A 25330-nucleotide genomic window follows, 5' to 3' on the forward strand; every position below is an offset into this window, starting at 1 on the left:
CGACGACGCTGCCCGACGACGCGGCGAGGCGGCGACGACGCGACGGGGCCGGGTCGCGCACGCGACAAGGCCCGGCGACCGAGGTCGCCGGGCCTTGTCGCGTGCCGTCAGTGCTGCGGCGACCAGCCGTCGTCGCCCGCGAGGTAGTCGGCCACCTCGTGGTCCGCCGCCTGCGATCGCGTCAGCTGCGGCCGGTCCGCGTTCACCACGGCCCCGGGACCCCAGTTCCGGTACTCCGCGTTGCTCCCCGCCGACCAGTCGTAACCCGACATCGTCGTCCACGGGTCCGCCTTCAGGAAGTCGCCGATCCACGAGCTGCGGACCACCACCCGCGGGTCGTTGTCCGGCGCGCTGCTCGGGTGCCACGGACGCCCCAGGTAGTAGCTGCCCGGCCCCGCGTTCGACACGAACCGCGAGCCCGTCACCAGGAACCCGTGCGCGAACCCCCGCGACGTGCTCGGCGCGAACACATACCCCGACGGGTCGCTCGCCCGGCGCAGCGCCTTGATCGTGCAGCCCTCGATGACCGCGGTCGCCCGCCCGAACACGAAGTCCACATCACCCTCGATCCAGCTGTCGCGCACGTACACCCGCGCCGGGGTCGTCGCCGACGGCGAGTCCAGGTACAACGTGTCCTGGTTGCCCAGGAACCGCACCCGGTGGAACACCACCCGGTCCGCCGTCGTCTTCACCGCCACCGCCTGCCGGTTCCTGATCTCCGGGTGCGCCGCCTCGTCGAACGCGTTCTCGAACGTCACCGCCCGCGCCTCGAACCCCGCCCCCGCCACCGTCACGCTCGCGCTGCCCGTCGTACCCCACGTCCCGCCCTCGGGACGCGGCGTCCCCGCCGCCCGGTCGTCGGTGATCACCACGTCCGCCGGATCGCCCGTGGCACCCACGAACGACAGGTCCGTCCGCGCACGGTCCACCACCACCCGGCCCGCATACGTCCCCGGCTCGAACCGGATCTCCACCCGCTCCACCGTGCCCGACGGCGCCAGGTCCACCGCACCCTGCGCCGTCGTCGCATCCCCCGAACCGTCCGCGGCCACCACGATGCGCTCCCGCGCACCCAGCCCCTGCGGACCCGCGAGCTGCCCCACCACGCGCGGCACCGCCGCCACCGGGTGCACGGTGCGCCGCAGCACACCCTCCCACGACGGGACCTGGACGACGTCCGGGTCGTGCGTCGCGTTGTACTGCCCCAGCAGGTCCGTCACCACGCCGTTCACCGCATTGCCGGTCTCCGTCATCGCCGTCCCGTTGTACCGCCCCACCACCCGGTCCAGCGCGAAACCCTCCGGCACCGAGAACGCGTTCGCCTCCGCCAGCAGGTGCGACTCCTTGCCCACCCCCCACGAGTACCCGTACCCGATGCCCGAGCCCGCGTCCTGCACGTAATGGTTGTTGTAGACGTCCACCTGCCCGAACCGCACCCGCGGCACCCGCTGCCCCAGGTTCCGGAACTCGTTGTGGTGCATCGTGATCCGCAGCTTCCCCCGGTCCGTGATCCGTGAGTCGCTCGACCCCACCAGCATCGACTTGTCATGGTCGTGCAACCGGTTGTACGACACCGTCACCAGGTCCGAACCGTTCGTGATGTCCAGCAGACCGTCGTGCACCTGGTACGGACGCCCGAAGTACAGCGGCTGTGCCGAGTCCAGGTTGTCGCCGTCCCCCAGGTCGTTGTGGTCGATCCACAGGTTCGTGCTCTCCCGCACCGTCACCAGGTCGTACTCCGAGTTCCACGCCCCCGCCGCCCCGTCCGTCGGGTCCCACGCCGGGAAGCAGTCGTGCGCATCGACCAGCGTCAAGCCCCGCACGATCACGTTCTGCACCCCGACGAGCTGCAGCGCCGCCCCCGCGACCTGCGCGCCCGGCGCACCGATCAGCGTCGTGTTCGACCCCACCCGCGCCGTCACGTGCGCCGCGTGCGCCCGCTGCGACGCCCGCCGCGCATCCTCCACCGGCCCGCTCGGCACCGTGTCCGTGCCCCACACCGCCGGGTCGTACGTCGCCAGGTACTGCTCCAGCGAGTACCCCTCCTGCGCGAACGCCTCACAGCCCAGCGGAGCACCCGCCGCATCCGTGTTCGCGTCGATCCGCCCGTCCACCACCACGATCTTCGGGTCGTTCCCCGTCACCGCAGCCTTCAGTTCCGGCCACGTCCGCACCGTCACGACGGCGCTCGCGGCCGAGCCGCCGGTGGTGCCCGCGCCCGCAGAGCCCCAGCCGTCCCCGGCCGGGATGGTCTGCCGTGCGAGGCGCTCGAGGGCGGCGCCGTGGTCATGGTTGCCGTCGTGGTCGTGAGAGTCGCCGGCCATGGCCGGCGGGACCGCCAGGGCGGCGATCGTCAGCCCGGCGGCAGCCGCGGCGACGACGGCTCCGCGGACGGCGCGGTGACCCGTCCAGGAGCGGGGGCCCGGCCCGGTCCCGGTGGGCGGGACTGTGCTGGGAGAAGGGGTGGAGCGTGGAACGTGCATTGCGACCTCCGGGTCGGCTCTCCGTTGAACCCCGGCGGGAAACCGGTTTCTCACACCCAAGCACAGGGGCGGTCCCGGCACAAGGGGTAAGGGCCGAGACAGTGGACTGCGCTTACCGACTTTCGTCCGTGGGTGAGCGCGCACATGACTTCGGCACTTCGTCGTCGGATCGGCACTTCGAAGTGCCGATCCGACGACGAAGTGCCGAAGCAATGTGCGCAGCCCGGCCGCGGGAACCGGTGGCGTTTCGCTGTCAAGGTCGCCGCGGCCGTGTTCCCGTGGTGGGCCGTCCGGGCGCGACGAGCACCGGCGCCTCGACGTCCGTGTTGTCCACCACATGCGTCGCCCGGGCCCACGGCGCGCACTCCGTGAGGTAGAGGCGCTGGCCCTGCACGTAGCGCCGCATCGAGGGGTGCTCCGGGTCCGGCGACGACCCGTCCCGGACGGACATGCGGCGGGCGGTCTCCTGGAACGGCACGTCGAGGAAGAGGGACCAGTCCCACCGCCCGCGCAGCTCGTCCCGGTGGAGGAACATGCCTTCGACGATCACGACCGCCTGGCCGGGAGCGACCTCGTCCGGATCGTCGACCGGCGCGTCCCGCAGATGGTCGAACCCCCGGCGCCGGAACCGTCCGTCGCCGCCGGACCCGAGCGGGTCCAGGACGAACCGGATGAGGGACGCACGGTCGACCGAGTCCCGGTAGAACCCCTCGGGCGACTCGCGGCCGAGCCGGTACCGGACGGTGCGCGGGTTGAGGAAGTCGTCGGCGTGCACGACGACGACCTGCCGGTCGAGGTCGGTCAGCTGCTGCGCGAGACCGGCGGCGAACCGGGTCTTGCCGCTCCCGTCCACGCCGTCGACGGCGACGAGCACCCGTCGTCCGAGGTGGGGAACGTCCCGGGCGAGCGTCTCGAGCAGGTGCGGCACCCGGTCATCGTCCCAGACGCGCGCACACGGACCCGATCCATGGGACCGAGCTCAGCTCGGCGGGGGGAGCAAGGGGTTCACCCGCAGGCTCTCGCGAACTCCGGCAGGCAGGTGTCGCGCGACCCGTGCGACGACGTCGTCGGGCCGGTCGTAGGCGGTGACGCGCACGATCGTCCACCGCTCCCGAACGGCATCGCCGCGCCTCTTCTCGTCGATCAAGGCCTGTCTGCCGTCGTGTCCCGCGCCGAAGGCTCCGTCGGTGTACTTGACCTGACCGTCGAACTCGACGCCGACGCGCCACTCCTTCCAGCCCATGTCGACGTGGAACAGGCCGAGCCGTGTCTGGACGGGCGCCTGCGTCTGAGGCGGGGGGAAACCAGCACGCAGAAGGACGTAGCGGAGCCAGGTCTCCCACACCGACTGCGCTCCGCAGGCGGTCAGGTCCAGGACCAGTGCCGCCCTCCGGATCCCGTTCGCCTCGCCGTGCTGGGCCAGCAGGGCTCTGGCGCGTCCCAGGTCGAGGCCGTTCTCCATGGCCCAGTCCGCGACGACGAGGGCTTCGAGCGGGTGCAGGGTCATCGCACAGTCGACGACCGTCCGGGCGAGCGAGGTCACAGGCAGCCCACCCGCCTCGACCTGGTCGGCCGACGGGACGTCCGTCACGTGCCGAGCGACGTCCCGGGCCGCGCGCGAGGACGGGCGGTACCCCTGGATCACATGGGTGCGCACCGGGGGTCGCCAGAGCGGCGCGCCGAGCAGCAGGGCTGCCGTCTCGTGGCTGAACCGGTGCTCGGCGCGGAGCTGACGGTGCAGCCCCCGCGCTCGGTCGATCGCCCGGGCGTAGGCGTCCCGGGCCTTTGCGGATCGATCAGCGCCCGGGGCCAGCGGCGCGCGATACACCCCGCGCCGGATGCGCTCGAGCTCGCCCGCGTTCAGTGCGCGCAGCAGGGCGTCGCGGTTCGTCTCGCGGGCGATCACAACGTCGGTCCGGGTGCTCATGCGACGAGACTGCCTGCTTGCCGGACCCCCTGGGGCGCCGTTGCTGAATCTGTGGATAGCGCGCGCACATCACCTCGGCAGTTCGTCGTCGGATCGGCACCTCGAACTGCCGATCCGACGACGAACTGCCGGAGCAATGTGCGCCGCACTCGCGCACTGACCGCACTGACCGCACCGACCGCACCCGGCGCACGGGACGGCTACGGCACCCGTGTCCGTCCCGCCAGCACCACCACCCCCGCGGCCAGCGCCGCCATCAGCCCGAAGCAGGCCGCGTACGCGGGCAGCCCCACGAGGTCGTGCAGCGTCCAGAGCAGCGCACCGGTCGCGGCGGACGCGCCGGCGCCCGCGAGGGCGTCGGCGACCTGGAGCCCGGAGGAGGCCAGGCCCTGCTCGTGCGGCTCGGCCAGCTCGAGCGTCAGCACGGAGAGCGTGGGGTAGGCGAACCCCATGCCGAGGCCCGACAGCACCCAGGAGATCATCCCGACGGTCACCGGCACCCCGGGCGCCGCCAGCACCCCGGCGGCGAGCGTTCCCGCAGCGAGCAGGGCACCGCCGAGCCGCAGGTATCCCGCGTGGGACAGCCGCAGCAGGTCCCGGCCGCGCACCCATGACGCGCCGGACCAGCCGAGCGCACCCACCGTGAGGATGAGCCCGGCGGCCGTGAGGGTGAGCCGCCGCTCGTGCACGAGCACGAGGGGGAGGAGCACCTCCGCGCCGGTGAAGGCCGCGGTCGCGAGCGCGCGGACGGTGATGACGGCGGAGAGGCCGCGGGCGGCGCGCAGCGTCCCGAGGGCGAGAGCGAGCGCGCGGGCCGGACGCGGGGCGGCGGCAGACCCCGCCCGGGAGGCCCTGTCGCCGACGGCCCTACCCGAGACGGCCCCGCCCGAGACGGCCCCGCCCGAGACGGCCCCGCCCGAGACGGCCCCACCAGAAGTCCCGTGCCCCCGGGCCGCGGCGAGACCCGGCGCGAGCAGGATCGCGGCCACCACCGCGAGCGCGGGCACGCCCAGGAACACCCACCGCCACCCGAGGTGGGTGACGATCAGCCCGGTCAGCGCCGGCCCGACGATCGCCGGGAGCACCCACGCCGCCGCGAACGCCGAGAACACCCGCGGGCGCCGCTCGGGCGCGAAGACCCGTGCGACCAGCACGTACAGGGCCACGGAGAACAGCCCGCTGCCGATGCCCTGCAGGGCCCGCCCCGCAATGAGCGTCCCCATGCTCGTGGCGGTCCCCGCGACGACGAGCCCGCCGGCGAACAGCGCCATGCCGGTCCACATCGCCGGGGCCGGACCGCGCCGGTCGTTCCACCAGCCCGCGGTCAGCAGCCCCACGACGCTCGCCGCGAACGTCACCGAGAACGCCAGCGTGTAGTGCCGCAGCCCGCCCAGCTCGACGGCGACGGTGGGCATCGCGGTGGCCACAGCCAGCGCCTCGAACGCCCCGAGGGCGCACAGCGCGACCATGCCGACGAGGACCGTGCGCTGCGTGCCCGGGCTCAGCGCCGCCGCGGCGGACGCATCGGCAGTCGCCACAGCCGGCGCATCGGCAGCCCGCGCGTCGGCAGCCCGCGCATCGGCGGGCCCGCCGTGGGCCGTCGTCGTCCCGGTGTCCGGGGCCGTCATACCAGGACCACCTTCCCGACGGTGCGTCGCTCCTCGAGCTCGCGGTGGGCCCGTGCGGCCTCGGCGAACGGCACGCGGTGGGTCAGCACCCGCCACGTCCCGGCGGCCGCGAGCCCGAGCGCCCGATCCTGGAAGCGTCGCATGTCGCCCGGCGCGGGGGCACCCGGGCCGACGGCGGCACGCACCTCGAGCGGTCGTGGCGCCTCCGCCGTGGCGTACCGGTTGGCGGTGCCCGACGACCAGCCGTTGACGACGACCCGTCCGCCGTCGAGCAGGAGGTCGGCCGCGGCGGTCCCGGCGTCGCCGCCGACGCCGTCGAGGAGCAGCGTGGCGTCGTCGGCCCCGAGGGTGGCGAGCGCGGCTCGTGCCCGTGCGGTCCAGCCCGGGGCGGCGTAGTCGACCACGGCGAGGCGTTCGGAGCCGGAGAGCCCCTCGACCACCGGGGTCTTGTCGCCGCTCGCGAGCGCCAGCACGCGGGCGCCTGCCAGGAGCGCAGTCTGGACAAAAAGTGTGCCAAGCCCGCCGGCCGCGGCGGTCACCACGACGACCTCGTCCCGCCAGGGCGCCGACGGCCACGGGTCCGCCGGGTCGAGCGGCTCGGGCAGCCCGGCGACCTCCAGCGTGTACGCCGCCATGCGGCCGGTGCCGATCATGGCGATGGCCTCGGCCTCGTCGAGACCGTCGGGCACGGGGTGGAGGCCTGCGACCGGGGCGAGGGCGAGGCGGGCGTACCCGCCGCCGTCGGGCGTGGCGCCGAGGTGCGCGGCGACCCGCTGCCCCACCCAGGCCGGGTCCACCCCGGGCCCGACGGCGGCCACGGTGCCCGCGACCTCCCGCCCGGGGACCGTGGGGAGCTGGGGGAGGGGGAGCGGTCCGCCCTGCTCGCCGCGCCGGAGCGTGGTGTCGAGCAGGTGCACACCATGGGCGACGGCGGCGACGAGCACCTGCCCGGGGCCGGGCTGGGGGTCGGGCAGCCGGTCGAGCACGAGGCTCTCGGGCGGGCCGAAGGCGTGGATCCTGATCGCGTCCATGTGGTCATCCTGGAACCTCAACCTTGGTCCAGGTCAAGCCGTTAAGATCGGGCGCATGGACGCAGCCGAGCTCCGTGCCCGTCAGGCACCCCTCAAGGAGCAGTACCGGACCGACCCGGCCGGCGCGGCCACACCGCTCGGCGCCTCGGCCACGTTCGCCGACCCCGGCATCACGGCGACCGTCGGGTCGTGGGCGGGCCCGGTCCGTGCGGGCCTCCATCCCGCCACGGGCGGCGACGGCTCCGACGCCTGCAGCGGCGACATGCTGCTCGAGGCGGTGCTCGCCTGTGCGGGCGTGACGCTCCGTAGCGTCGCCACGGTGATGGGCGTCGAGATCCGCTCCGCCGCCCTCTCGGCGACCGGCTCGTTCGACGCCCGCGGCACGCTCGGCCTGGACCGCGAGGTCCCGGTGGGCGTCGGCCCGGTGACGATCGAGGCGGTCCTCGACACCGACGCTGACGACGCGGCCCTGCACCGTCTCGCCGTCCTCACGGAGCGGTACTGCGTGGTGGGCCAGAGCCTGCGGGTGCCGCCCGCGCTCGTGGTCCGGCGGGTCGCCGAGGGGCCGGCGTGACCGACGACGTCCCCTGGGACCATGACGAGCTGACGGTCGGCGAGCTCGCGGCGCGCAGCGGGGTGCGGGTCTCCGCGCTGCACTTCTACGAGAAGCAGGGGCTGATCTCCAGCCGCCGCACGTCGGGCAACCAGCGGCGCTATCAGCGCGAGACGCTGCGGCGCGTGGCGTTCATCCGGGTGTCGCAGCGGGTGGGTATCCCGCTCGCCGACATCGGCGCGGCGCTCGCCACGCTCCCCGGCGACCGCACGCCCACGGCGAAGGACTGGCGTCGCATCTCGAAGGCCTGGCACGCCGACCTGGACGCGCGCATCGAGCAGCTCCAGCGCCTGCGCGACCATCTGACCGACTGCATCGGCTGCGGGTGCCTCTCGTTGCGCAAGTGCCGGCTGACCAACCCGTTCGACGAGCTGGGCACCGCCGGTCCCGGGCCGCGGACGCTCCTGGTGGAGGACCTCGACCCGGCCTAGGCTCACCGGTGTGACCACCACGCAGCCTCACGTCCTCGTGCTCAACGGCCCCAACCTGGGCCGCCTCGGCGTCCGCGAGCCGGAGATCTACGGCCACGCCTCCATGGCAGACCTCGAGGTGTCCGCCGCGAAGTGGGGCGGCGAGCTGGGCCTGGTCGCCGAGGTGCGCCAGACCGACGACGAGTCCGAGATCGTGGGCTGGCTCCACGAGGCGGTCGACACGGGCTCGCACGTGGTGCTCAACCCCGCCGCCTTCACCCACTACAGCTACGCCCTGCGCGACGCCGCCGCCCAGGTCACCTCTGCTGGGCTGCTGCTGGTGGAGGTGCACCTGTCGAACCCCGCGAGCCGGGAGACGTTCCGCCACCTGTCCGTCGTGGCCGGTATCGCCACCGGGACGATCGCGGGCTTCGGCTTCGACTCGTACCGGCTGGCGCTGAGCGCCGTCGCCACAAGGTTGCAGACTTGATTTATAGATCTTAAGGCTTAGACCTTGAGAACACAGAATCAAGGGTCTAGCCTTAAGGCGTGATCGTCCTGACCGCAGACCAGCGCGGCAGCACCCGCGGGCCCGACCTGGTGCCCGAGGTGCTGGAGACGCTCGCGCGCCTCGCCCACGGGCGTGCGGGCCTCGTCGTGGCGTTCGAGCGCACCGTCGGCGACGAGGTCCAGGGCGTGCTCGACGACGCCACGCTCACCGTCGACCTGACGCTCGCCCTCCTGAGGGACCGGGGCTGGAGCGTCGGCCTGGGCGTGGGGCCCGTCGAGGAGCCGCTGCCCCGGGTGTCGCGCGAGGCCCGAGGCCCGGCCTTCGTCCGGGCCCGCGAGGCGGTCGAGCGGGCGAAGACGAGGCCGCCCGGCGGCACGATCGCCGTCGAGGGCGGCGACCCGGACCGCGCCGCCGAGGTGGAGGCGCTCCTGCGCCTGCTCGGTGCGGTCGGCGCGCGGCGGTCCGCGGCAGGGTGGGAGACGGTCGATACGCTCGCCTCGCTGCCCGACGCCGGACAGCCCGGCCGGCAGAAGCGGGTCGCCTCCGCGCTGGGCATCAGCGAGCAGGCGGTGAGCCAGCGGCTGCGCGCGGCGCTGTGGCACGAGGAGGAGGCGGTGCGGCCGGTGGTGTGCCGGCTGCTGGGCGAACTGAGCGTCGGCGACCCGAGCGGCGTCGACGACCTGAGCATTGAGGAGAGCAGTCGGTGACCTGGGACATCGCGGGGGACCTGAACGTCGGGCAGTGGTTCGCGATCGCGGGCGTGTGGGTGGTGACGCTCGGGCTGAGCGTGGTCGTGGGGTCGTGGGTGGTGCCCTGGGTCCTGCGGCACGCCTCGTCGGGCGACCTGCCCTGGATGCCGTGGAGGCCGCCGCCCGCGCCGCCCGCGGTGACCCCGCAGACGGCCGACCCGGCCGACCCCGGGGGGCGGATGCCCGGGGCGAGCCCCGCCTCGGGTGCGGCCGGGGGAGAGGGGGGCGAGCCGCCGTCGGGCACCATGAGCCCGCAGGCCATGGAGGTGCTGCGCGGCGGCGCCTGGCTGGGGGTGCTGGAGCGCCTGGCCATCACGTCCGCCCTGCTGGCCGGCTACCCGTACGGGATCGCGATCGTCGTGGCGATCAAGGGCCTCGGGCGCTATGCGGAGCTGCGGGAGCACCCGGTCGCGTCGGAGCGGTTCGTCGTGGGGACGCTCGCGTCGCTCATCTGGGCTGTGGGCTGCGGCCTGGGCGGGCTGATCGTCATCGCGGCGATCATGTAACCCTGGAGTAGACTGGGCCGCTGCTCCTTGACATCCGCGGTGAGCGCCGCGCCCCCGCGGCGTGGCCCTGCGCAATCGACCGACACAGGAAGACGAACGTGGCAACCAGCAACGACATCAAGAACGGCACCGTGCTCCGTATCGACGGTCAGCTCTGGACGATCATCGAGTTCCAGCACGTCAAGCCGGGCAAGGGTGGCGCGTTCGTCCGCACCAAGATGAAGAACGTGCTCTCCGGCAAGGTCGTCGACAAGACGTTCAACGCGGGCATCAAGATCGAGACGGCCAGCGTGGACCGCCGCGACTTCCAGTACCTGTACATGGACGGCGCCGACTACGTGTTCATGGACAACGACACGTACGACCAGATCATGGTCCCCCCGGCGACGGTGGGCGACGCCAAGGACTACCTCCTCGAGGGCATGAGCGTCATGGTCGCGTCGAACGACGGCACGCCGCTGTACGTCGAGCTCCCCGCCTCCGTGGTGCTGGAGATCACCTACACCGAGCCGGGCCTCCAGGGCGACCGCTCCACCGGTGGCACCAAGCCGGCCACGCTTGAGACCGGCGCCCAGATCCAGGTGCCGCTGTTCCTCGAGCAGGGCACCAAGGTCAAGGTGGACACGCGTGACGGGTCGTACCTCGGCCGTGTGAACGACTGACGTGTCTGCTCGTACCAAGGCACGCAAGCGCGCCGTAGACATCCTCTTCGAGGCCGAGCAGCGCGGCGTCGACCCGATCCGGCTCGTCGCCGACCGGGTGGTCCAGCCGCACACCGAGGCGTCCGTCCCGCAGTACACGGTCGACCTGGTCGAGGGCGTCATGGCGCACCGCGACCGCATCGACGAGCTGCTGGAGACGTACTCCCACGGCTGGACGCTCGAGCGCATGCCCGCGGTGGACCGCGCGCTGCTGCGCGTGGGCACCTGGGAGGTGCTCTTCAACGACGACGTGCCGGACGCGGTGGCCGTGGACGAGGCGGTGAGCCTCGCCGGCGACCTGTCGACCGACGACTCCCCGACGTTCGTCAACGGCCTCCTGGGCCGGATCGTGGACCTCAAGCCGAGCCTGCTGGCCTGAGCCGGCGCCCCCAGCCTGGGGCGCAACCGCCGGGTTGCAATGTAGCGCCACAGGTGCGAGCCTTGGTTGTGCAATCAATTGGTTGCACAACCAAGGCTCGCGTCGTCTCGCGAGCGAGGAGGATGCCATGACCACGCAGACCACCGCCGCGTCGATCGACCTCGACGCGCGCACCGTGACCCGGACCGTCCGCGTCCCCGCCCGCCCGCACGCCGTCTGGCGCGCGCTCACCGAGCCCGAGCACGTGGCCGGCTGGTTCGGCGACGCCTGCGAGACCACCGACGGGGCCCCGTTCGCCGTCGGCGGGCGCGGCCGCCTGCACTTCGAGGGCTACGGCTGGTTCCCGTTCGAGGTCACACGCCTCGACCCGGGGGAGCTGCTCGCGTTCCGCTGGGGCCAGTCGGTCGACGATCCCGACCACTACACCGAGGCCACCTTCACCCTGGTTGCTGACGGCGACGCCACGGTCCTCACCGTCCTGGAGACGGGCTTCACCGGCGCGGACGACGACGCCGTCCGCGCCGCGCTCGAGGGCAACCGCGAGGGCTGGGACGGCGAGCTCGACGAGCTGGTCGCCTACGTGGGGTCGCGCGAGTGGTGACCCCTGTGGCGGCGTTCGCCGCGCTGGCCGACGAGACGCGCTGGGCGGTGCTCCAGGCGCTCGGCGCGGAGGATCTGTCGGCGTCGGCGCTGGCCGCGCGCCTGCCGGTGACCCGGCAGGCCGTGGCGAAGCACCTGGCGGTGCTGGAGGGGGCGGGCCTGGTGGAGTCGTACACCGCTGGCCGCGAGCGCCGGTACCGGGCGCTCGGCGCGGAGCTCACCGCGCTCGGCAGGCAGCTGGAGGGCATCGGGAAGGCGTGGGACGCGCGACTGGCCCGCCTGTCCCGGCTGGCGCAGGACCTGGACCGGTAGCCCGCCGTCGGCCCTGCGTCGCGGGGGAGGGCGGGTGTGAGCAACGCCGCTCGTCCGCAGTCCGGGCGCAGGGCGGCCCGCCGGACCCGGCGCGTTATGGTGGGGGCTGTCAGACTCCCTTTAAAGCCCGTCCGGTGAGGCGGGGAAGGAGGTCGCCAGATGAACGCTGGCACCGCTGTGCCCGGATCCGGCACCAGCAGCACGAGCACCACCACCAGCTCCGCGCCCGCTGTCACCGTCCTCGGTGAGGCGGAGATCGCCCGGGCGCTGACCCGCATCGCGCACGAGATCACCGAGCGCAACAAGGGTGCGCGCGACGTGGTCCTGCTCGGCATCCCGACCCGCGGCGTGACCCTCGCCGCCCGCCTGGCGACGCTCCTCGCCGAGATCGAGCCGTCCTTCGACCCCGACGCCGTGGGTGAGCTGGACGTCACGATGTACCGCGACGACCTGCAGCGCCAGCCCACCCGCTCCGTCGGCGTGACGCGCGTCCCGGTGAGCATCGACGACCGGACGGTGGTCCTGGTCGACGACGTGCTCTTCTCGGGCCGCACCATCCGCGCAGCCCTCGACGCGCTCAACGACCTGGGCCGGCCACGCGTGGTCCAGCTCGCCGCCCTCGTGGACCGGGGCCACCGCGAGCTCCCGATCCGCGCCGACTTCGTCGGCAAGAACCTCCCCACCTCCCGCTCCGAGCGCGTCGGGGTGCGCCTGCGGGAGACCGACGGCGTGGCCGACGCCGTCCTGATCGCCGGGAGGGCCTCCGCATGAAGCACCTCCTGTCGACCGCCGACCTGTCCAAGGACGACGCGATCCTCCTGCTGGACACCGCCGCCCAGATGGCCGCGACCCAGTCGCGCGAGATCAAGAAGCTGCCCACGCTGCGCGGCCGCACGGTGGTCAACCTCTTCTTCGAGGACTCGACCCGCACCCGGATCTCGTTCGAGACCGCGGCGAAGCGCCTCAGCGCGGACGTGATCAACTTCTCGGCCAAGGGGTCGAGCGTGTCCAAGGGCGAGTCGCTCAAGGACACCGCCCTGACGCTGCACGCCATGGGGGCCGACGCCGTCGTGGTGCGCCACCACGCGTCCGGCGCCCCGCACATGCTGGCGCACGCGGGCTGGCTCGACGCCGGCGTCCTCAACGCCGGCGACGGCACCCACCAGCACCCCACGCAGGCGCTCCTGGACGCGTTCACCATCCGCCGCCACCTGGTGGGTCAGCGGTCGGGCACCGACCCGGTGGGCGCCGACCTCGCCGGTCTGCGCGTCGCGATCGTGGGCGACGTGCTCCACTCCCGCGTGGCCCGCTCGAACGTGCACCTGCTGCACACGCTCGGCGCCGAGGTGACCCTGGTCTCCCCGCCGACGCTGCTGCCGGTGGGCGTCGAGGCGTGGCCGTGCCGGGTGTCGTACCACCTGGACGAGACGCTCCTGCAGTGGCAGCCCGACGCGGTCATGATGCTCCGGGTGCAGCGGGAGCGGATGGGCGGCGGTTCCGGCGCCTTCTTCCCGAGCCCGCAGGAGTACAGCCGCACGTTCGGCCTGAACGCGCGCCGGCTGGCCTTCCTGCCGGACCACGCGATCGTGATGCACCCCGGGCCGATGAACCGCGGCCTGGAGATCTCCGCGGACGCCGCCGACCATGTCCGCTCCGTGATCGTGGAGCAGGTCGCGAACGGCGTCGCTGTACGGATGGCCGCGCTGTACCTGCTGCTGGCCGGGAACGAGTCGAGCGAGAGGAACGCGCTGTGAGCACCACCTACATCCTCCGAGGGGTGCGCCCCTACGGCGGCGACCCGGTCGACCTGGTCCTCGCGGGCGGCGTGATCGAGTCGGTGACGGGAGCGGGCGAGGCCCGCCCGGCCGCCGCCGGGCAGGACGTGGTGGAGATCGACGCCGCGGGCCTGGTGGCCCTGCCGGGGCTCGTGGACCTGCACACGCACCTGCGCGAGCCGGGCCGCGAGGACGCCGAGACCGTCTGGTCCGGCACCCGCGCCGCCGCGGCGGGCGGCTTCACCGCCGTGCACGCCATGGCGAACACGACCCCCACGCAGGACACGGCCGGCGTGGTGGAGCAGGTGTGGCGGCTCGGCCGCGACGCCGGCTGGGCCGACGTCCAGCCGGTGGGCGCCGTGACCGTCGGACTGGCGGGGGAGCGGCTCGCCGAGCTCGGGGCGATGGCCGACTCCCGCGCCCGCGTCCGCGTCTTCTCCGACGACGGCAAGTGCGTGCACGACCCGGTCCTCATGCGCCGCGCGCTGGAGTACGTCAAGGCGTTCGACGGCGTCGTGGCCCAGCACGCGCAGGAGCCGCGCCTCACCGAGGGCGCGCAGATGAACGAGGGCGTGGTCTCCGCGGAGATCGGCCTGACCGGCTGGCCGGCCGCCGCGGAGGAGGCGATCATCGCGCGCGACGTGCTGCTCGCCGAGCACGTGGGCTCCCGTCTGCACGTGTGCCACCTCTCCACCGCGCGCTCGGTCGAGATCATCCGCTGGGCCAAGTCCCGCGGCGTGGACGTCACTGCCGAGGTGACCCCGCACCACCTGATCCTCACGGACGAGCTGGCCCGCGGGTACAACCCGGTGTTCAAGGTCAACCCGCCGCTGCGCACGGCCGAGGACGTCGAGGCGGTCCGCCAGGGCCTCGCGGACGGCACCATCGACATCGTGGCGACCGACCACGCCCCGCACCCGGTCGAGGACAAGGACTGCGAGTGGGCGGCGGCCGCGTTCGGCATGACGGGCCTGGAGACCGCGCTGTCGGTGGTCCAGTCCACGATGGTGGACACGGGCCGCATGACGTGGGCCGACGTCGCCCGCGTGCTCTCCAGCGCCCCCGCACGCATCGGCCGCATCGAGGACCGGCACGGCCGGCCGCTCGACGCGGGCGAGCCGGCGAACCTCGTCCTGGTCGACCCTGCCGCCACGCGCCGGATCGACGGCGCCGCGCAGGTCACCGCGAGCACCAACACCCCCTTCCAGGGCATGGAGCTGCCCGGCCGCGTCGTCGCGACCTTCCTGCGCGGCCGCGCCACCGTCCTCGACGGCACGCCGGTGGAGCCCGCCGCCCTGGGGTCCGACACGTTCGAAGGAGCCGCCCGATGACCCAGCCCGTCGCCATGGCGATCGTCGCCCTGCTCGGACTCGTCCTGCTGTACGCGGTGCTGACGGGCCGACGACGCCTCGCGCGCCGCACGCGCGCCCTGGTCCCGCCGCCGCCCGCTGTGCCGAGCACGCTGGGGCTCGTGCGCGTCGGACCGATCGACGCCACCTACGTGTCCAGCACGCTGGCCGGTGACTGGCTCGCGCGGATCGGCGCCCACGGGCTCGGCGACCGCTCGTCGGCCCGCGTGAGCGTCTACGAGCCGGGCGTCCTCATCGAGCGCGAGGGCGCCGAGGAGATCTTCATCCCGGTCGAGACCGTCGAGGCCGCAGGCCTCGGCCCCGGCATGGCCGGAAAGTACGTGGGCACCGACGGCCTCGTCGTGATCACGTGGGAGGTCCCCGCCGACCCCGACGTGCCCGACGTGCCCGCCACCGTGATCGACACCGGGCTGCGCACCCGGCGCGCCACCGACCGCGGCGCGCTGGTCGACGCCGTGCGCCACCTGGTCGCCGCCCAGACCCACCCGTACCCCGAGGAAGCCCGATGAGCACCACCACCGAACAGAACGAAGCGATCCTCGTCCTCGAGGACGGCACCACCTTCACCGGACGCCGGTACGGCGCAACCGGCACCACCTTCGGCGAGATCGTCTTCTCGACCGGCATGACGGGCTACCAGGAGACCCTGACGGACCCGTCGTACCACCGGCAGATCGTCGTCATGACGGCCCCGCACGTGGGCAACACCGGCGTGAACTCCGAGGACCCCGAGTCGGGCAAGATCTGGGTCGCCGGCTACGTCGTGCGCGACCCCGCGCGCCGCGTGTCGTCGTGGCGCGCCGAGCGCTCGCTGGGCGAGGAGCTCGCCGACCAGGGTGTCGTGGGCATCAGCGACCTCGACACGCGCGCGCTGACGCGCCACCTCCGCGAGACCGGCGTGATGCGCGCCGGGATCTTCTCCGCCGACGACCTGGTGCGCGGCGGCTACCCCCGCCCCGTCGAGGAGCTGGTGGCCGAGGTGCAGGCCTCGCCGCAGATGAAGGGCGCCAACCTGGCCGGCGAGGTCACCACCGCCGAGCCGTACGTGGTGGAGCCCCGCGGCGCGTTCGAGGGCCTCGACCCGGTGGCGACCGTGGTCGCCGTCGACCTCGGCATCAAGACCATGACGCCGGTCCGGCTCGCGGAGCGCGGCGTGCGCGTGCACGTGGTCCCGCAGTCCTCGACCGTCGAGGACGTCGAGGCGCTCCTGCCCGACGGCGCCCCGGGCGGCGTCTTCTTCTCGAACGGCCCGGGCGACCCGGGGGCCGCGAGCCACGAGGTGTCCCTCCTGCGCGAGGTCCTCGCCCGCCGCATCCCGTTCTTCGGCATCTGCTTCGGCAACCAGCTCCTCGGCCGGGCCCTCGGCTACGGCACCTACAAGCTGGGCTACGGCCACCGCGGCATCAACCAGCCCGTGCTCGACCGCACCACCGGCAAGGTGGAGGTCACGGCGCACAACCACGGCTTCGCGGTGGACGCGCCCCTCGACCAGGCCGGGACGCAGGCCCCGCACGACGCCGGCTACGGCCGCGTCGTCGTCTCCCACGTGGGGCTCAACGACCGCGTGGTCGAGGGCCTGACGTGCCTCGACCTGCCCGCCTTCTCCGTGCAGTACCACCCGGAGGCGGCGGCCGGCCCGCACGACGCCGCCTACCTGTTCGACCGGTTCGTCGGCCTCATGACCGACCCCGCAGCCTGGCCCCCCGCGATCCTCGACGCGGGCACGACCCTCGACGCCACCACCAAGGAGAACTGAGCAATGCCCCGCCGTACCGACATCTCCTCGGTCCTCGTCATCGGGTCCGGCCCCATCGTCATCGGGCAGGCCTGCGAGTTCGACTACTCCGGCACCCAGGCGTGCCGCGTGCTCAAGGAGGAGGGCCTGCGGGTCATCCTCGTGAACTCGAACCCGGCCACGATCATGACCGACCCCGAGTTCGCGGACGCCACCTACGTGGAGCCCATCACCACCGACGTCCTCACCACGATCATCGCCAAGGAGCGCCCCGACGCGCTCCTGCCGACGCTCGGCGGCCAGACCGCGCTCAACGCGGCCATCGCCCTCGACGAGGCCGGCGTGCTCGAGCAGTACGGCGTCGAGCTCATCGGCGCCAACATCGAGGCGATCCAGAAGGGCGAGGACCGCGAGCAGTTCAAGCAGGTCGTCGAGAAGTGCGGCGGTGAGTCGGCCCGGTCGCTCATCGTGCACACCGTCGAGGAGGCGCTGGGCGCCGCGGCCGACCTGGGCTACCCGATGGTCGTGCGCCCGTCGTTCACCATGGGCGGCCTCGGCTCCGGCATCGCGTACGACGAGAGGGACCTGAGCCGGATCGTCGGCCAGGGTCTGCACTACTCGCCCACCACCGAGGTGCTCCTGGAGGAGTCCATCCTCGGCTGGAAGGAGTACGAGCTGGAGCTGATGCGCGACAAGAACGACAACGTCGTGGTCGTCTGCTCCATCGAGAACGTGGACCCGGTGGGCGTGCACACGGGCGACAGCGTCACCGTGGCCCCCGCCATGACGCTCACGGACCGCGAGTACCAGCGCCTGCGCGACATCGGCATCTCGGTCATCCGCGAGGTCGGCGTCGACACCGGCGGCTGCAACATCCAGTACGCCGTCGAGCCCTCGACGGGCCGGATCATCGTCATCGAGATGAACCCGCGCGTGTCGCGGTCCTCGGCGCTCGCCTCCAAGGCGACCGGCTTCCCGATCGCCAAGATCGCCGCGAAGCTTGCCGTGGGCTACACGCTCGACGAGATCCCGAACGACATCACCAAGGTCACCCCCGCCAGCTTTGAGCCAACGCTCGACTATGTGGTGGTCAAGGTCCCGCGCTTCGCGTTCGAGAAGTTCCCCGCGGCCGACGACACGCTCACCACCACCATGAAGTCGGTCGGCGAGGCGATGGCCCTGGGCCGCAACTTCACCGAGGCGCTCGGCAAGGCGCTGCGCTCGATCGACAAGGGCGGCGTGTCCTTCCACTGGGACGGCGACGCCCCGGCCGGGGCCGCGCTGGAGGCCCTTCTCGCCGACATCGCCCGGCCCACCGAGGGCCGCCTGGTGGGCGTGCAGCAGGCCCTGCGGGCCGGCGCCACGATCGAGCAGGTCTTCGAGGCCACCAAGATCGACCCGTGGTTCCTGGACCAGGTCCAGCTCGTCAACGAGATCGCCGCCGAGGTGGCCGCGGCCCCCGCGCTGACCGCCGAGGTGCTGCGCACCGCCAAGCGGCACGGCCTGTCCGACGCCCAGGTCGCGCGCCTGCGCGGCATGGGACCCGGCGGGGAGTCGACGGTCCGCGAGGTCCGCTACGCGCTCGGGATCCGCCCGGTCTACAAGACGGTGGACACCTGCGCCGCCGAGTTCCAGGCCACCACGCCGTACCACTACTCGAGCTACGACCAGGAGACCGAGGTGCGGCCGCGCGAGCGCGAGGCCGTCATCATCCTGGGCAGCGGCCCCAACCGCATCGGGCAGGGCATCGAGTTCGACTACTCGTGCGTGCACGCCACGCTGGCCCTCCGGGACCGGTACGAGACCATCATGGTCAACTGCAACCCGGAGACGGTCTCGACGGACTACGACACGTCGGACCGCCTGTACTTCGAGCCGCTGACCTTCGAGGACGTCCTCGAGGTCTACCACGCCGAGCTCGCGGCGGGCCCCGTCAAGGGCATCATCGTCCAGCTCGGCGGCCAGACGCCGCTGTCGCTGGCGCAGCGCCTCGCCGACGCCGGCCTGCCGATCCTGGGCACGAGCCCCGCGGCCATCGACGCCGCCGAGGACCGCGAGCAGTTCGGCCAGGTGCTGATGGACGCCGGCCTCCCGGCTCCCGCGTTCGGCACGGCCCGCTCGCTCGCCCAGGCACGCGAGATCGCGGCGGGCATCGGCTACCCGGTGCTGGTGCGCCCGTCGTACGTGCTCGGCGGCCGCGGCATGGAGATCGTCTACAGCGAGGACCAGCTCACGGGCTACGTGGAGCGCGCGCTCGTCGCGAGCGCCGCCGACGCCGCGTCGGCGGGCGGCACCACGCTGCCCGCGCCGCTGCTGATCGACCGGTTCCTCGACGACGCGATGGAGATCGACGTCGACGCCCTGTACGACGGCACGGAGCTGTTCCTGGGCGGCGTCATGGAGCACATCGAGGAGGCCGGCATCCACTCGGGCGACTCGGCGTGCGTGCTGCCGCCCGTGTCGCTGAGCGAGGCCGAGATCGAGCGCATCCGCCGCTCCACTGAGGCCATCGCGCGCGGCGTGGGGGTGCGCGGGCTCCTGAACGTGCAGTACGCGCTCGTGAGCGACGTCCTGTACGTCCTGGAGGCCAACCCGCGCGCCTCGCGCACGGTGCCGTTCGTGTCGAAGGCCACGGGCACGTCGCTCGCGAAGGCTGCCGCGCTCGTGATGGTCGGGGACAGCATCGCCGACCTGCGCGCGGCGGGCGTCCTGCCCGCCGAGGGCGACGGCGGCACGCTCGACCTGGGCGCGCCCATCGCGGTCAAGGAGGCGGTGCTGCCGTTCAAGCGGTTCCGCACCAAGGAGGGCCTGGTCGTGGACTCGGTCCTCGGCCCGGAGATGCGGTCCACGGGCGAGGTCATGGGCTTCGACAAGGACTTCCCGCACGCGTTCGCGAAGTCGCAGGCGGCGGCGTTCGGCGGCCTGCCGACGTCGGGCACGGTGTTCGTCTCGGTCGCCGACCGGGACAAGCGCTCGATCGTCTTCCCGGTGAAGCGCCTGGCGGAGCTCGGCTTCGAGATCCTCGCGACGACCGGTACCGCGACGGTGCTGCGCCGCAACGGCATCGCGGCGAGCGTGGTGCGCAAGTACTCGGCGGGCCGCGGCGAGGCCGGCGAGCCGACGATCGTGGACCTCATCACCGAGGGCAAGGTGGACCTGGTGGTCAACTCGCCGTCGGGCCAGGGCGCCCGCGCCGACGGCTACGAGATCCGCGCCGCCACGACGGCCGCCGACAAGCCGATCGTCACCACGGTGGACCAGCTGGCCGCGGCCGTGCAGGGCATCGAGGCGGTCCTTGCGGGCCCGTTCCAGGTGGCGAGCCTCCAGGAGCACAACACGGCGATGCGCGCCCGCCTGGCGGTCGCAGAGGCGGCCCTGGCGTCCGACGCCGTGCCCGCGACGGTCCCGGCGTGACGGGGGAGCGGCCCTCGGGGGCGCGGGTGACGCCCTTCGGGGCGCGCCTCGCGGCGGCGATGGACGAGCACGGCCCCCTGTGCGTCGGCATCGACCCGCACGCGTCGCTCCTGGCGGAGTGGGGCCTGCCGGACACGGCGGCCGGCGTGCGCGACTTCAGCCTCCGCGTGGTCGACGCCCTCGGCGGGCGGGTGGCGGCGTTCAAGCCGCAGGCCGCCTTCTTCGAGCGGCACGGCTCCGCGGGCGTGGCGGTCCTGGAGGACGTTCTCGCGGCCTCCCGGGCCGCGGGGACGCTCACGATCGTGGACGCCAAGCGCGGCGACATCGGCTCCACCATGGCCGCGTACGCCGACGCGTTCCTGCGCGACGGCTCGCCCCTCGCGGGCGACGCGCTCACCGTCTCGCCGTACCTCGGCTTCGGCTCGCTGGCCCCGGCGGCGGAAGCCGCCGCGGCCACGGGCCGCGGGCTCTTCGTGCTGTGCCTCACCTCCAACAAGGAGGGCTTCGAGGTCCAGCACGCGAGGACGCTGCCCGACGACGTCACGGGTCGCCCGGGTGCGTCCGTCGCCTCGGCCCTGGCCGCCCAGGCGGCGGTGCTGAACGCCGGGGCCGAGCCGTTCGGCTCGGTGGGCCTCGTGGTCGGCGCCACGGTCGGTGCGGCGGTCCGGGAGACGGGGACCGACCTGGTGGCCGTCAACGGACCCCTCCTGGCGCCCGGTGTGGGCGCTCAGGGGGCGGGTGCGCGCGAGCTCGCGGACGTCTTCGGCGATGCCCGGCGGGCCGTTCTCGCGTCGTCCTCGCGGGGGGTCCTCGCCGCCGGGCCGGATGCAGGTGCGCTGGTGAGCGCCGCGCGAGCCGCCGCTGACGAGGTCACGTCGGCGCTGCGCGGCTGAGCAAATGTCGCTCATGAAGTGCGCGAAGGGCATTCACGAGTACGGGTTTATCTGCCAATGTCCTGAAAGCGATATTTAGCGAGACCAGAGTGTTGGGAGAAACGCCCGTCCAGCGATTGCCGAGGAGGTGGGTGATGGCTACTTTCGATGCAGCAGTCCACACCCAGACCGGCGGTGACGTCGGTCGAGACCCGAGTAGGTGACTTGCGTGGCACTTCCTCCCCTCACTCCTGAGCAGCGTGCAGCGGCGCTCGAGAAGGCAGCCGAGGCCCGGCGGGCCCGGGCAGAGATCAAGAACCGGCTGAAGTACTCCCAGGGCTCCATCAAGGAGGTCATCGAGCAGGGCCGTACCGACAAGGTCGTCGGCAACCTCAAGGTGGTCTCGTTGCTGGAGTCGCTCCCCGGCGTAGGTAAGGTGAAGGCCAGGGCGATCATGGAGGAGATCGGGATCGCCGAGACGCGTCGCGTCCGTGGCCTCGGGCCGCACCAGACGGCGGCACTCATCGAGAGGTTCGGCTGACATTTCCAGTTCCACGGCTCCCGCACGTCTGACCGTCCTCGCCGGCCCTACGGCGGTCGGCAAGGGCACGGTCTCCGCCGACGTCCGCACGCGCTACCCGCAGGTGTGGCTCTCGGTGTCCGCGACCACGAGGGCTCCTCGCCCCGGTGAGGTCGACGGCGTGCACTACCTGTTCGTCACCCCTGAGGAGTTCGACCGCATGGTCGACGCGGGGGAGATGCTCGAGTGGGCCGTGGTCCACGGCCGCAACCGTTACGGCACCCCGCGCCGGCCCGTCGAGGAGAAGCTGGCCGCCGGGGTGCCCGTCCTCCTGGAGATCGACCTCCAGGGCGCCCGCCAGGTGCGTGAGGCCACCCAGGCCGCGGGCCTGGAGGCGTTGTTCGTCTTCCTTGCCCCGCCGAGCTTCGACGAGCTGGTGCGCCGGCTCGTCGGGCGCGGCACGGAGGACGAGGAGGAGCGCACCCGCCGCCTGGAGACGGCGCGGGTGGAGCTCGCCTGCGAGAACGAGTTCGACGTCACGATCGTGAACGACGACGTGCACCGGGCCACCGACGAGCTGGTCTCGGTGATGGGCGTCGGCAGGTCCGCGCCCGTCGCCGGGTAGACTTGCTCCTCAGACTTCCCTTTCCCCCTCTCTAGCCTCTGGAGCATCACCATGGCCGGAACCGTCGCCCAGCCCGAGGGCATCACCGACCCGCCGATCGACGAGCTGCTCGAGCGCACCGACTCGAAGTACGGCCTGGTCCTGTACGCCGCCCAGCGCGCGCGTCAGATCAACGCGTACTACTCGCAGCTGAACGAGGGCCTCCTCGAGAACGTGGGCCCGCTCGTCGAGACGCGCAACCAGGAGAAGCCCCTGTCGATCGCCATGCGCGAGATCAACCAGGGTCTCCTGACGATCGAGCACGTCGAGCCGGCCGAGCCCATCAAGGGCCAGCCCACGCCGGAGTACCCCGCCTGACCCGGCCCGGTACCGAGACGGTTCGGGACCGAGCATGAGGATCCTGCTGGGCGTCAGCGGGGGTATCGCCGCCTACAAGGCGGTGCTCCTGCTGCGTCTGCTCCGCGAGCAGGGGCACGCTGTGCGCGTGATCCCCACCGCCGCAGCGCTCCGGTTCGTCGGTGCGCCCACGTTCGAGGCGCTGTCCGGCGAGCCCGTGAGCACCGAGGTCTTCGACGACGTCGAGCACGTCCAGCACGTGGCGCTCGGTCAGGGTGCTGACCTCGTGATCGTCGCCCCCGCCACGGCGGACCTGCTGTCGCGCGCCGCGACCGGCCGTGCCGACGACCTGCTGACCTCCACCCTGCTCACCGCGCGGTGCCCCGTCGTGATGGCCCCGGCGATGCACACGGAGATGTGGGACCACCCCGCCACCCGCGCGAACGTGGCGACTCTGCGTGAGCGGGGCGTGCACGTCATCGAGCCCGCGTCGGGCAGGCTCACCGGGACCGACACCGGTCGCGGCCGTCTGCCCGAGCCCGAGGACATCGCCGCGTACGCGCTGGCCGTCGTGGCCGATCCCCCCGGCGGGACCGCTGCGGGGGGAGGTGGCACGTCCGGCGCGCTCGGGGCGCCGGGCGCCGCGGGCGACCTCGCGAGGCGCCGCGTCGTCGTCTCCGCGGGCGGCACGCGCGAGCCCATCGACCCCGTGCGCTTCATCGGCAACCGGTCCAGCGGCCTGCAGGGCGTCGCGCTGGCCGCGGCGGCCGCCGCGCGCGGGGCGAGCGTGACGCTCGTGGCCGCGAACGTCGCCCGGGAGGTGCTGGCCGAGGTGACGTCGCCGCCCGAGGGGCGCTCCGGCGTCGGGCGCGATGCTGCCGGGGGTGCCGGTGGGGGTGCCGGTGGGGGTGCCGGTGCCGGGACGGGCGACGTCCAGGTCGTCGCGGTGGAGTCCACCGCGGAGCTGCGCGACGCCGTGCGCACGGCGGCCGCCGAGGCCGACGTCGTGGTGATGGCCGCCGCCGTGGCGGACTTCCGGCCCGCGAGCGCCCCGGACGCCAAGATCAAGAAGGTTCCGGGTGAGCCTCCCGCCCCGATCGTGCTCGTGGAGAACCCGGACATCCTGGCGGAGCTCGCGCGGGACCGGCTGCGGGCCGGACAGCTCGTGGTGGGCTTCGCGGCCGAGACGGGCGACGCCTCGGCGGGCGTGCTGGAGCACGGCCGGGCCAAGGCCCGCCGCAAGGGTGCCGACCTGCTCGCGGTGAACGAGGTCGGGTCGGGCCGCGGGTTCGGCGAGGCCGTGAACGACGTCACGCTGCTCGACGCCGTGGGCGAGGTGGTCTCCCGGGCCGCGGGCACCAAGCGCGAGGTCGCGGACGCGATCTGGGACGCCGTCGCCAAGCTGATCCCCTGACGCGTCTCGCGCCTTGAGCGCCAATCGTGTCCACGATGTGAGATTCTCCCATCATGTGAGACGAGGAACCCCTTCTCATGGCGCTTGACGGCCCTTCGCCCCGTAGCATGTCCGGCATGACACATGCGCTGCGGCTGTTCACGTCCGAGTCGGTGACCGAGGGGCACCCCGACAAGGTCTGTGACCAGATCTCCGACTCGATCCTCGACGCGCTCCTCGAGCAGGACCCCACGTCGCGGGTCGCCGTCGAGACGATGGTCACGACCGGCCTGGTCCACGTGGCCGGCGAGGTGACGACCAAGGCGTACGTCGAGATCCCCCAGCTCGTCCGCGAGGTGGTGCGGAGCATCGGCTACACGTCGTCCGCGATCGGGTTCGACGGCGACTCGTGCGGCGTCTCCGTGTCGATCGGGCAGCAGTCGCCCGACATCGCGGCGGGCGTCGACAAGGCGCTCGAGCAGCGCGAGGACTCGTCCGACATCGACCCGCTGGACGCTCAGGGCGCCGGCGACCAGGGCCTGATGTTCGGCTACGCGTCGGACGAGACGCCCACGCTCATGCCGCTGCCGATCTGGCTCGCGCACCGCCTCGCGGAGCGCCTCGCCGAGGTGCGCCGCTCGGGCGAGGTGCCCGGCCTGCGCCCGGACGGGAAGACCCAGGTCACCATCGGGTACGACGGCGACCGCGCGGTCCGCCTCGACACGGTGGTGCTCTCCACCCAGCACGACGCCGACGTGATCCAGGAGAAGCTGCACCGGCAGGTCGCGGAGCAGGTCATCACCCCGGTGGTGCAGGGCCTGGGCGAGGCGGCCGGCCTGGACGTGGCCGGCTTCCGCACGATCGTCAACCCGACCGGCAAGTTCGTCGTGGGCGGTCCCCAGGGCGACGCCGGCCTGACGGGCCGCAAGATCATCGTCGACACCTACGGCGGGATGGCCCGCCACGGTGGTGGCGCGTTCTCCGGCAAGGACCCGTCGAAGGTGGACCGCTCCGCCGCGTACGCGATGCGCTGGGTGGCCAAGAACGTCGTCGCCGCGGGCCTCGCCCGCCGGTGCGAGGTCCAGGTCGCCTACGCGATCGGCAAGGCGCAGCCTGTGGGGCTGTACGTCGAGACGTTCGGCACGGAGCAGGTGCCCGTGGAGCGCATCACCGCGGCGATCAAGGAGGTCTTCGACCTGCGTCCCGCCGCGATCGTGCGCGACCTCGACCTCCTGCGCCCCATCTACCGCCGCACCGCTGCCTACGGGCACTTCGGGCGGGAGCTGCCGGAGTTCACGTGGGAGCGCACCGACCGTGTCGAGGCGCTGACGTCCCTGTTCTGACCTCTGGTCCCTCGTCTCGTCCCGAGGGCGCCGGGGTGGGCCGGGCCGCTCGCCGGGCCAGGTCCCGGCCCGTGCCCGGGGTGTCGGCGGCTCGTGA

The 25330-nt window shown here is 73.1% G+C and carries 26 protein-coding genes; 21 read left to right on the forward strand and 5 right to left on the reverse strand.

Annotated elements, in window-relative coordinates; all coding sequences use genetic code 11:
- Positions 1–107 precede the first annotated feature (107 nt).
- From D1350_RS09965 to D1350_RS09985, 5 genes are all read right to left on the reverse strand, one after another.
- A complete protein-coding gene (locus D1350_RS09965; protein WP_164545115.1) occupies positions 108–2483 on the reverse strand; it encodes a pectinesterase family protein in 2376 nt (791 codons plus the stop codon).
- A gap of 253 nt (positions 2484–2736) precedes the next feature.
- On the reverse strand, positions 2737–3411 hold the full coding sequence (locus tag D1350_RS09970; RefSeq protein WP_125775856.1) for a nucleoside/nucleotide kinase family protein: 675 nt from the start codon (positions 3409–3411) through the stop codon (positions 2737–2739).
- Between the two features lie 51 nt (positions 3412–3462).
- Positions 3463–4410, reverse strand: coding sequence for a hypothetical protein (locus tag D1350_RS09975; RefSeq protein ID WP_125775857.1), 948 nt, complete (start codon positions 4408–4410; stop codon positions 3463–3465).
- Positions 4411–4610: 200 nt separating this feature from the next.
- Complete coding sequence (locus D1350_RS09980) at positions 4611–6038, reverse strand: MFS transporter (RefSeq protein WP_125775858.1); 1428 nt, start codon at positions 6036–6038, stop codon at positions 4611–4613.
- Positions 6035–7069 carry an alcohol dehydrogenase catalytic domain-containing protein gene (locus D1350_RS09985; protein WP_125775859.1) on the reverse strand — a complete coding sequence of 345 codons (1035 nt, stop codon included), beginning with the start codon at positions 7067–7069 and terminating at the stop codon, positions 6035–6037. The genes D1350_RS09980 and D1350_RS09985 overlap by 4 nt, the downstream gene beginning before the upstream one ends.
- Before the next feature lie 55 nt (positions 7070–7124).
- On the opposite strand from D1350_RS09985, the gene D1350_RS09990 reads away from it, so the two are divergent.
- From D1350_RS09990 to metK, 21 genes are all read left to right on the forward strand, one after another.
- Positions 7125–7643, forward strand: a complete 519-nt coding sequence (locus tag D1350_RS09990; protein WP_125775860.1) for an OsmC family protein — start codon at positions 7125–7127, stop codon at positions 7641–7643.
- Positions 7640–8113: a redox-sensitive transcriptional activator SoxR gene (gene soxR / locus D1350_RS09995; RefSeq protein ID WP_125775861.1), complete on the forward strand. Its 474-nt coding sequence runs from the start codon at positions 7640–7642 to the stop codon at positions 8111–8113. Before D1350_RS09990 ends, soxR begins: the two co-directional genes overlap by 4 nt.
- A gap of 10 nt (positions 8114–8123) precedes the next feature.
- On the forward strand, positions 8124–8582 hold the full coding sequence (locus D1350_RS10000) for a type II 3-dehydroquinate dehydratase (RefSeq protein ID WP_125775862.1): 459 nt from the start codon (positions 8124–8126) through the stop codon (positions 8580–8582).
- Positions 8583–8641: 59 nt separating this feature from the next.
- Complete coding sequence (locus D1350_RS10005) at positions 8642–9310, forward strand: SatD family protein (protein WP_125775863.1); 669 nt, start codon at positions 8642–8644, stop codon at positions 9308–9310.
- Positions 9307–9858, forward strand: a complete 552-nt coding sequence (locus D1350_RS24430) for a hypothetical protein (protein WP_240644020.1) — start codon at positions 9307–9309, stop codon at positions 9856–9858. The genes D1350_RS10005 and D1350_RS24430 overlap by 4 nt, the downstream gene beginning before the upstream one ends.
- Positions 9859–9956: 98 nt before the next feature.
- The gene (gene efp / locus D1350_RS10015; protein ID WP_125775864.1) at positions 9957–10520 is read left to right on the forward strand and encodes an elongation factor P; all 564 of its coding nucleotides are present in this window, start codon (positions 9957–9959) and stop codon (positions 10518–10520) included.
- Position 10521: 1 nt separating this feature from the next.
- A complete protein-coding gene (gene nusB, locus D1350_RS10020) occupies positions 10522–10938 on the forward strand; it encodes a transcription antitermination factor NusB (protein ID WP_125775865.1) in 417 nt (138 codons plus the stop codon).
- Positions 10939–11065: 127 nt separating this feature from the next.
- Positions 11066–11539, forward strand: a complete 474-nt coding sequence (locus D1350_RS10025) for an SRPBCC domain-containing protein (protein ID WP_125775866.1) — start codon at positions 11066–11068, stop codon at positions 11537–11539.
- Positions 11533–11850: an ArsR/SmtB family transcription factor gene (locus tag D1350_RS10030; RefSeq protein WP_125775867.1), complete on the forward strand. Its 318-nt coding sequence runs from the start codon at positions 11533–11535 to the stop codon at positions 11848–11850. Before D1350_RS10025 ends, D1350_RS10030 begins: the two co-directional genes overlap by 7 nt.
- 159 nt (positions 11851–12009) lie before the next feature.
- On the forward strand, positions 12010–12621 hold the full coding sequence (gene pyrR, locus D1350_RS10035; RefSeq protein WP_125775868.1) for a bifunctional pyr operon transcriptional regulator/uracil phosphoribosyltransferase PyrR: 612 nt from the start codon (positions 12010–12012) through the stop codon (positions 12619–12621).
- On the forward strand, positions 12618–13604 hold the full coding sequence (locus D1350_RS10040) for an aspartate carbamoyltransferase catalytic subunit (RefSeq protein WP_125775869.1): 987 nt from the start codon (positions 12618–12620) through the stop codon (positions 13602–13604). The genes pyrR and D1350_RS10040 overlap by 4 nt, the downstream gene beginning before the upstream one ends.
- Complete coding sequence (locus tag D1350_RS10045) at positions 13601–14956, forward strand: dihydroorotase (protein WP_125775870.1); 1356 nt, start codon at positions 13601–13603, stop codon at positions 14954–14956. The genes D1350_RS10040 and D1350_RS10045 overlap by 4 nt, the downstream gene beginning before the upstream one ends.
- Positions 14953–15504, forward strand: a complete 552-nt coding sequence (locus D1350_RS10050; protein WP_125775871.1) for a PH-like domain-containing protein — start codon at positions 14953–14955, stop codon at positions 15502–15504. The genes D1350_RS10045 and D1350_RS10050 overlap by 4 nt, the downstream gene beginning before the upstream one ends.
- Positions 15501–16751: a glutamine-hydrolyzing carbamoyl-phosphate synthase small subunit gene (gene carA / locus D1350_RS10055; RefSeq protein ID WP_125775872.1), complete on the forward strand. Its 1251-nt coding sequence runs from the start codon at positions 15501–15503 to the stop codon at positions 16749–16751. Before D1350_RS10050 ends, carA begins: the two co-directional genes overlap by 4 nt.
- Before the next feature lie 3 nt (positions 16752–16754).
- Positions 16755–20144 (forward strand): carbamoyl-phosphate synthase large subunit, encoded by a 3390-nt coding sequence (gene carB / locus D1350_RS10060; RefSeq protein ID WP_125775873.1) that lies wholly within the window; start codon positions 16755–16757, stop codon positions 20142–20144.
- Positions 20145–20203: 59 nt separating this feature from the next.
- Positions 20204–21037 (forward strand): orotidine-5'-phosphate decarboxylase, encoded by an 834-nt coding sequence (pyrF, locus tag D1350_RS10065; protein ID WP_240644040.1) that lies wholly within the window; start codon positions 20204–20206, stop codon positions 21035–21037.
- Between the two features lie 208 nt (positions 21038–21245).
- The gene (gene mihF, locus D1350_RS10070) at positions 21246–21557 is read left to right on the forward strand and encodes an integration host factor, actinobacterial type (RefSeq protein ID WP_125775875.1); all 312 of its coding nucleotides are present in this window, start codon (positions 21246–21248) and stop codon (positions 21555–21557) included.
- A gap of 1 nt (position 21558) precedes the next feature.
- Positions 21559–22161: a guanylate kinase gene (gmk, locus tag D1350_RS10075; RefSeq protein WP_125776104.1), complete on the forward strand. Its 603-nt coding sequence runs from the start codon at positions 21559–21561 to the stop codon at positions 22159–22161.
- Between the two features lie 51 nt (positions 22162–22212).
- Positions 22213–22518, forward strand: coding sequence for a DNA-directed RNA polymerase subunit omega (gene rpoZ, locus D1350_RS10080; protein WP_125775876.1), 306 nt, complete (start codon positions 22213–22215; stop codon positions 22516–22518).
- Between the two features lie 34 nt (positions 22519–22552).
- The gene (locus D1350_RS10085) at positions 22553–23911 is read left to right on the forward strand and encodes a bifunctional phosphopantothenoylcysteine decarboxylase/phosphopantothenate synthase (RefSeq protein WP_125775877.1); all 1359 of its coding nucleotides are present in this window, start codon (positions 22553–22555) and stop codon (positions 23909–23911) included.
- Positions 23912–24027: 116 nt separating this feature from the next.
- Complete coding sequence (gene metK / locus D1350_RS10090) at positions 24028–25233, forward strand: methionine adenosyltransferase (protein ID WP_125775878.1); 1206 nt, start codon at positions 24028–24030, stop codon at positions 25231–25233.
- Positions 25234–25330: the final 97 nt, after the last annotated feature.

It is taken from the genome of Antribacter gilvus (assembly GCF_003946865.1).
In the GTDB taxonomy this organism is placed as follows: domain Bacteria; phylum Actinomycetota; class Actinomycetes; order Actinomycetales; family Cellulomonadaceae; genus Antribacter; species Antribacter gilvus.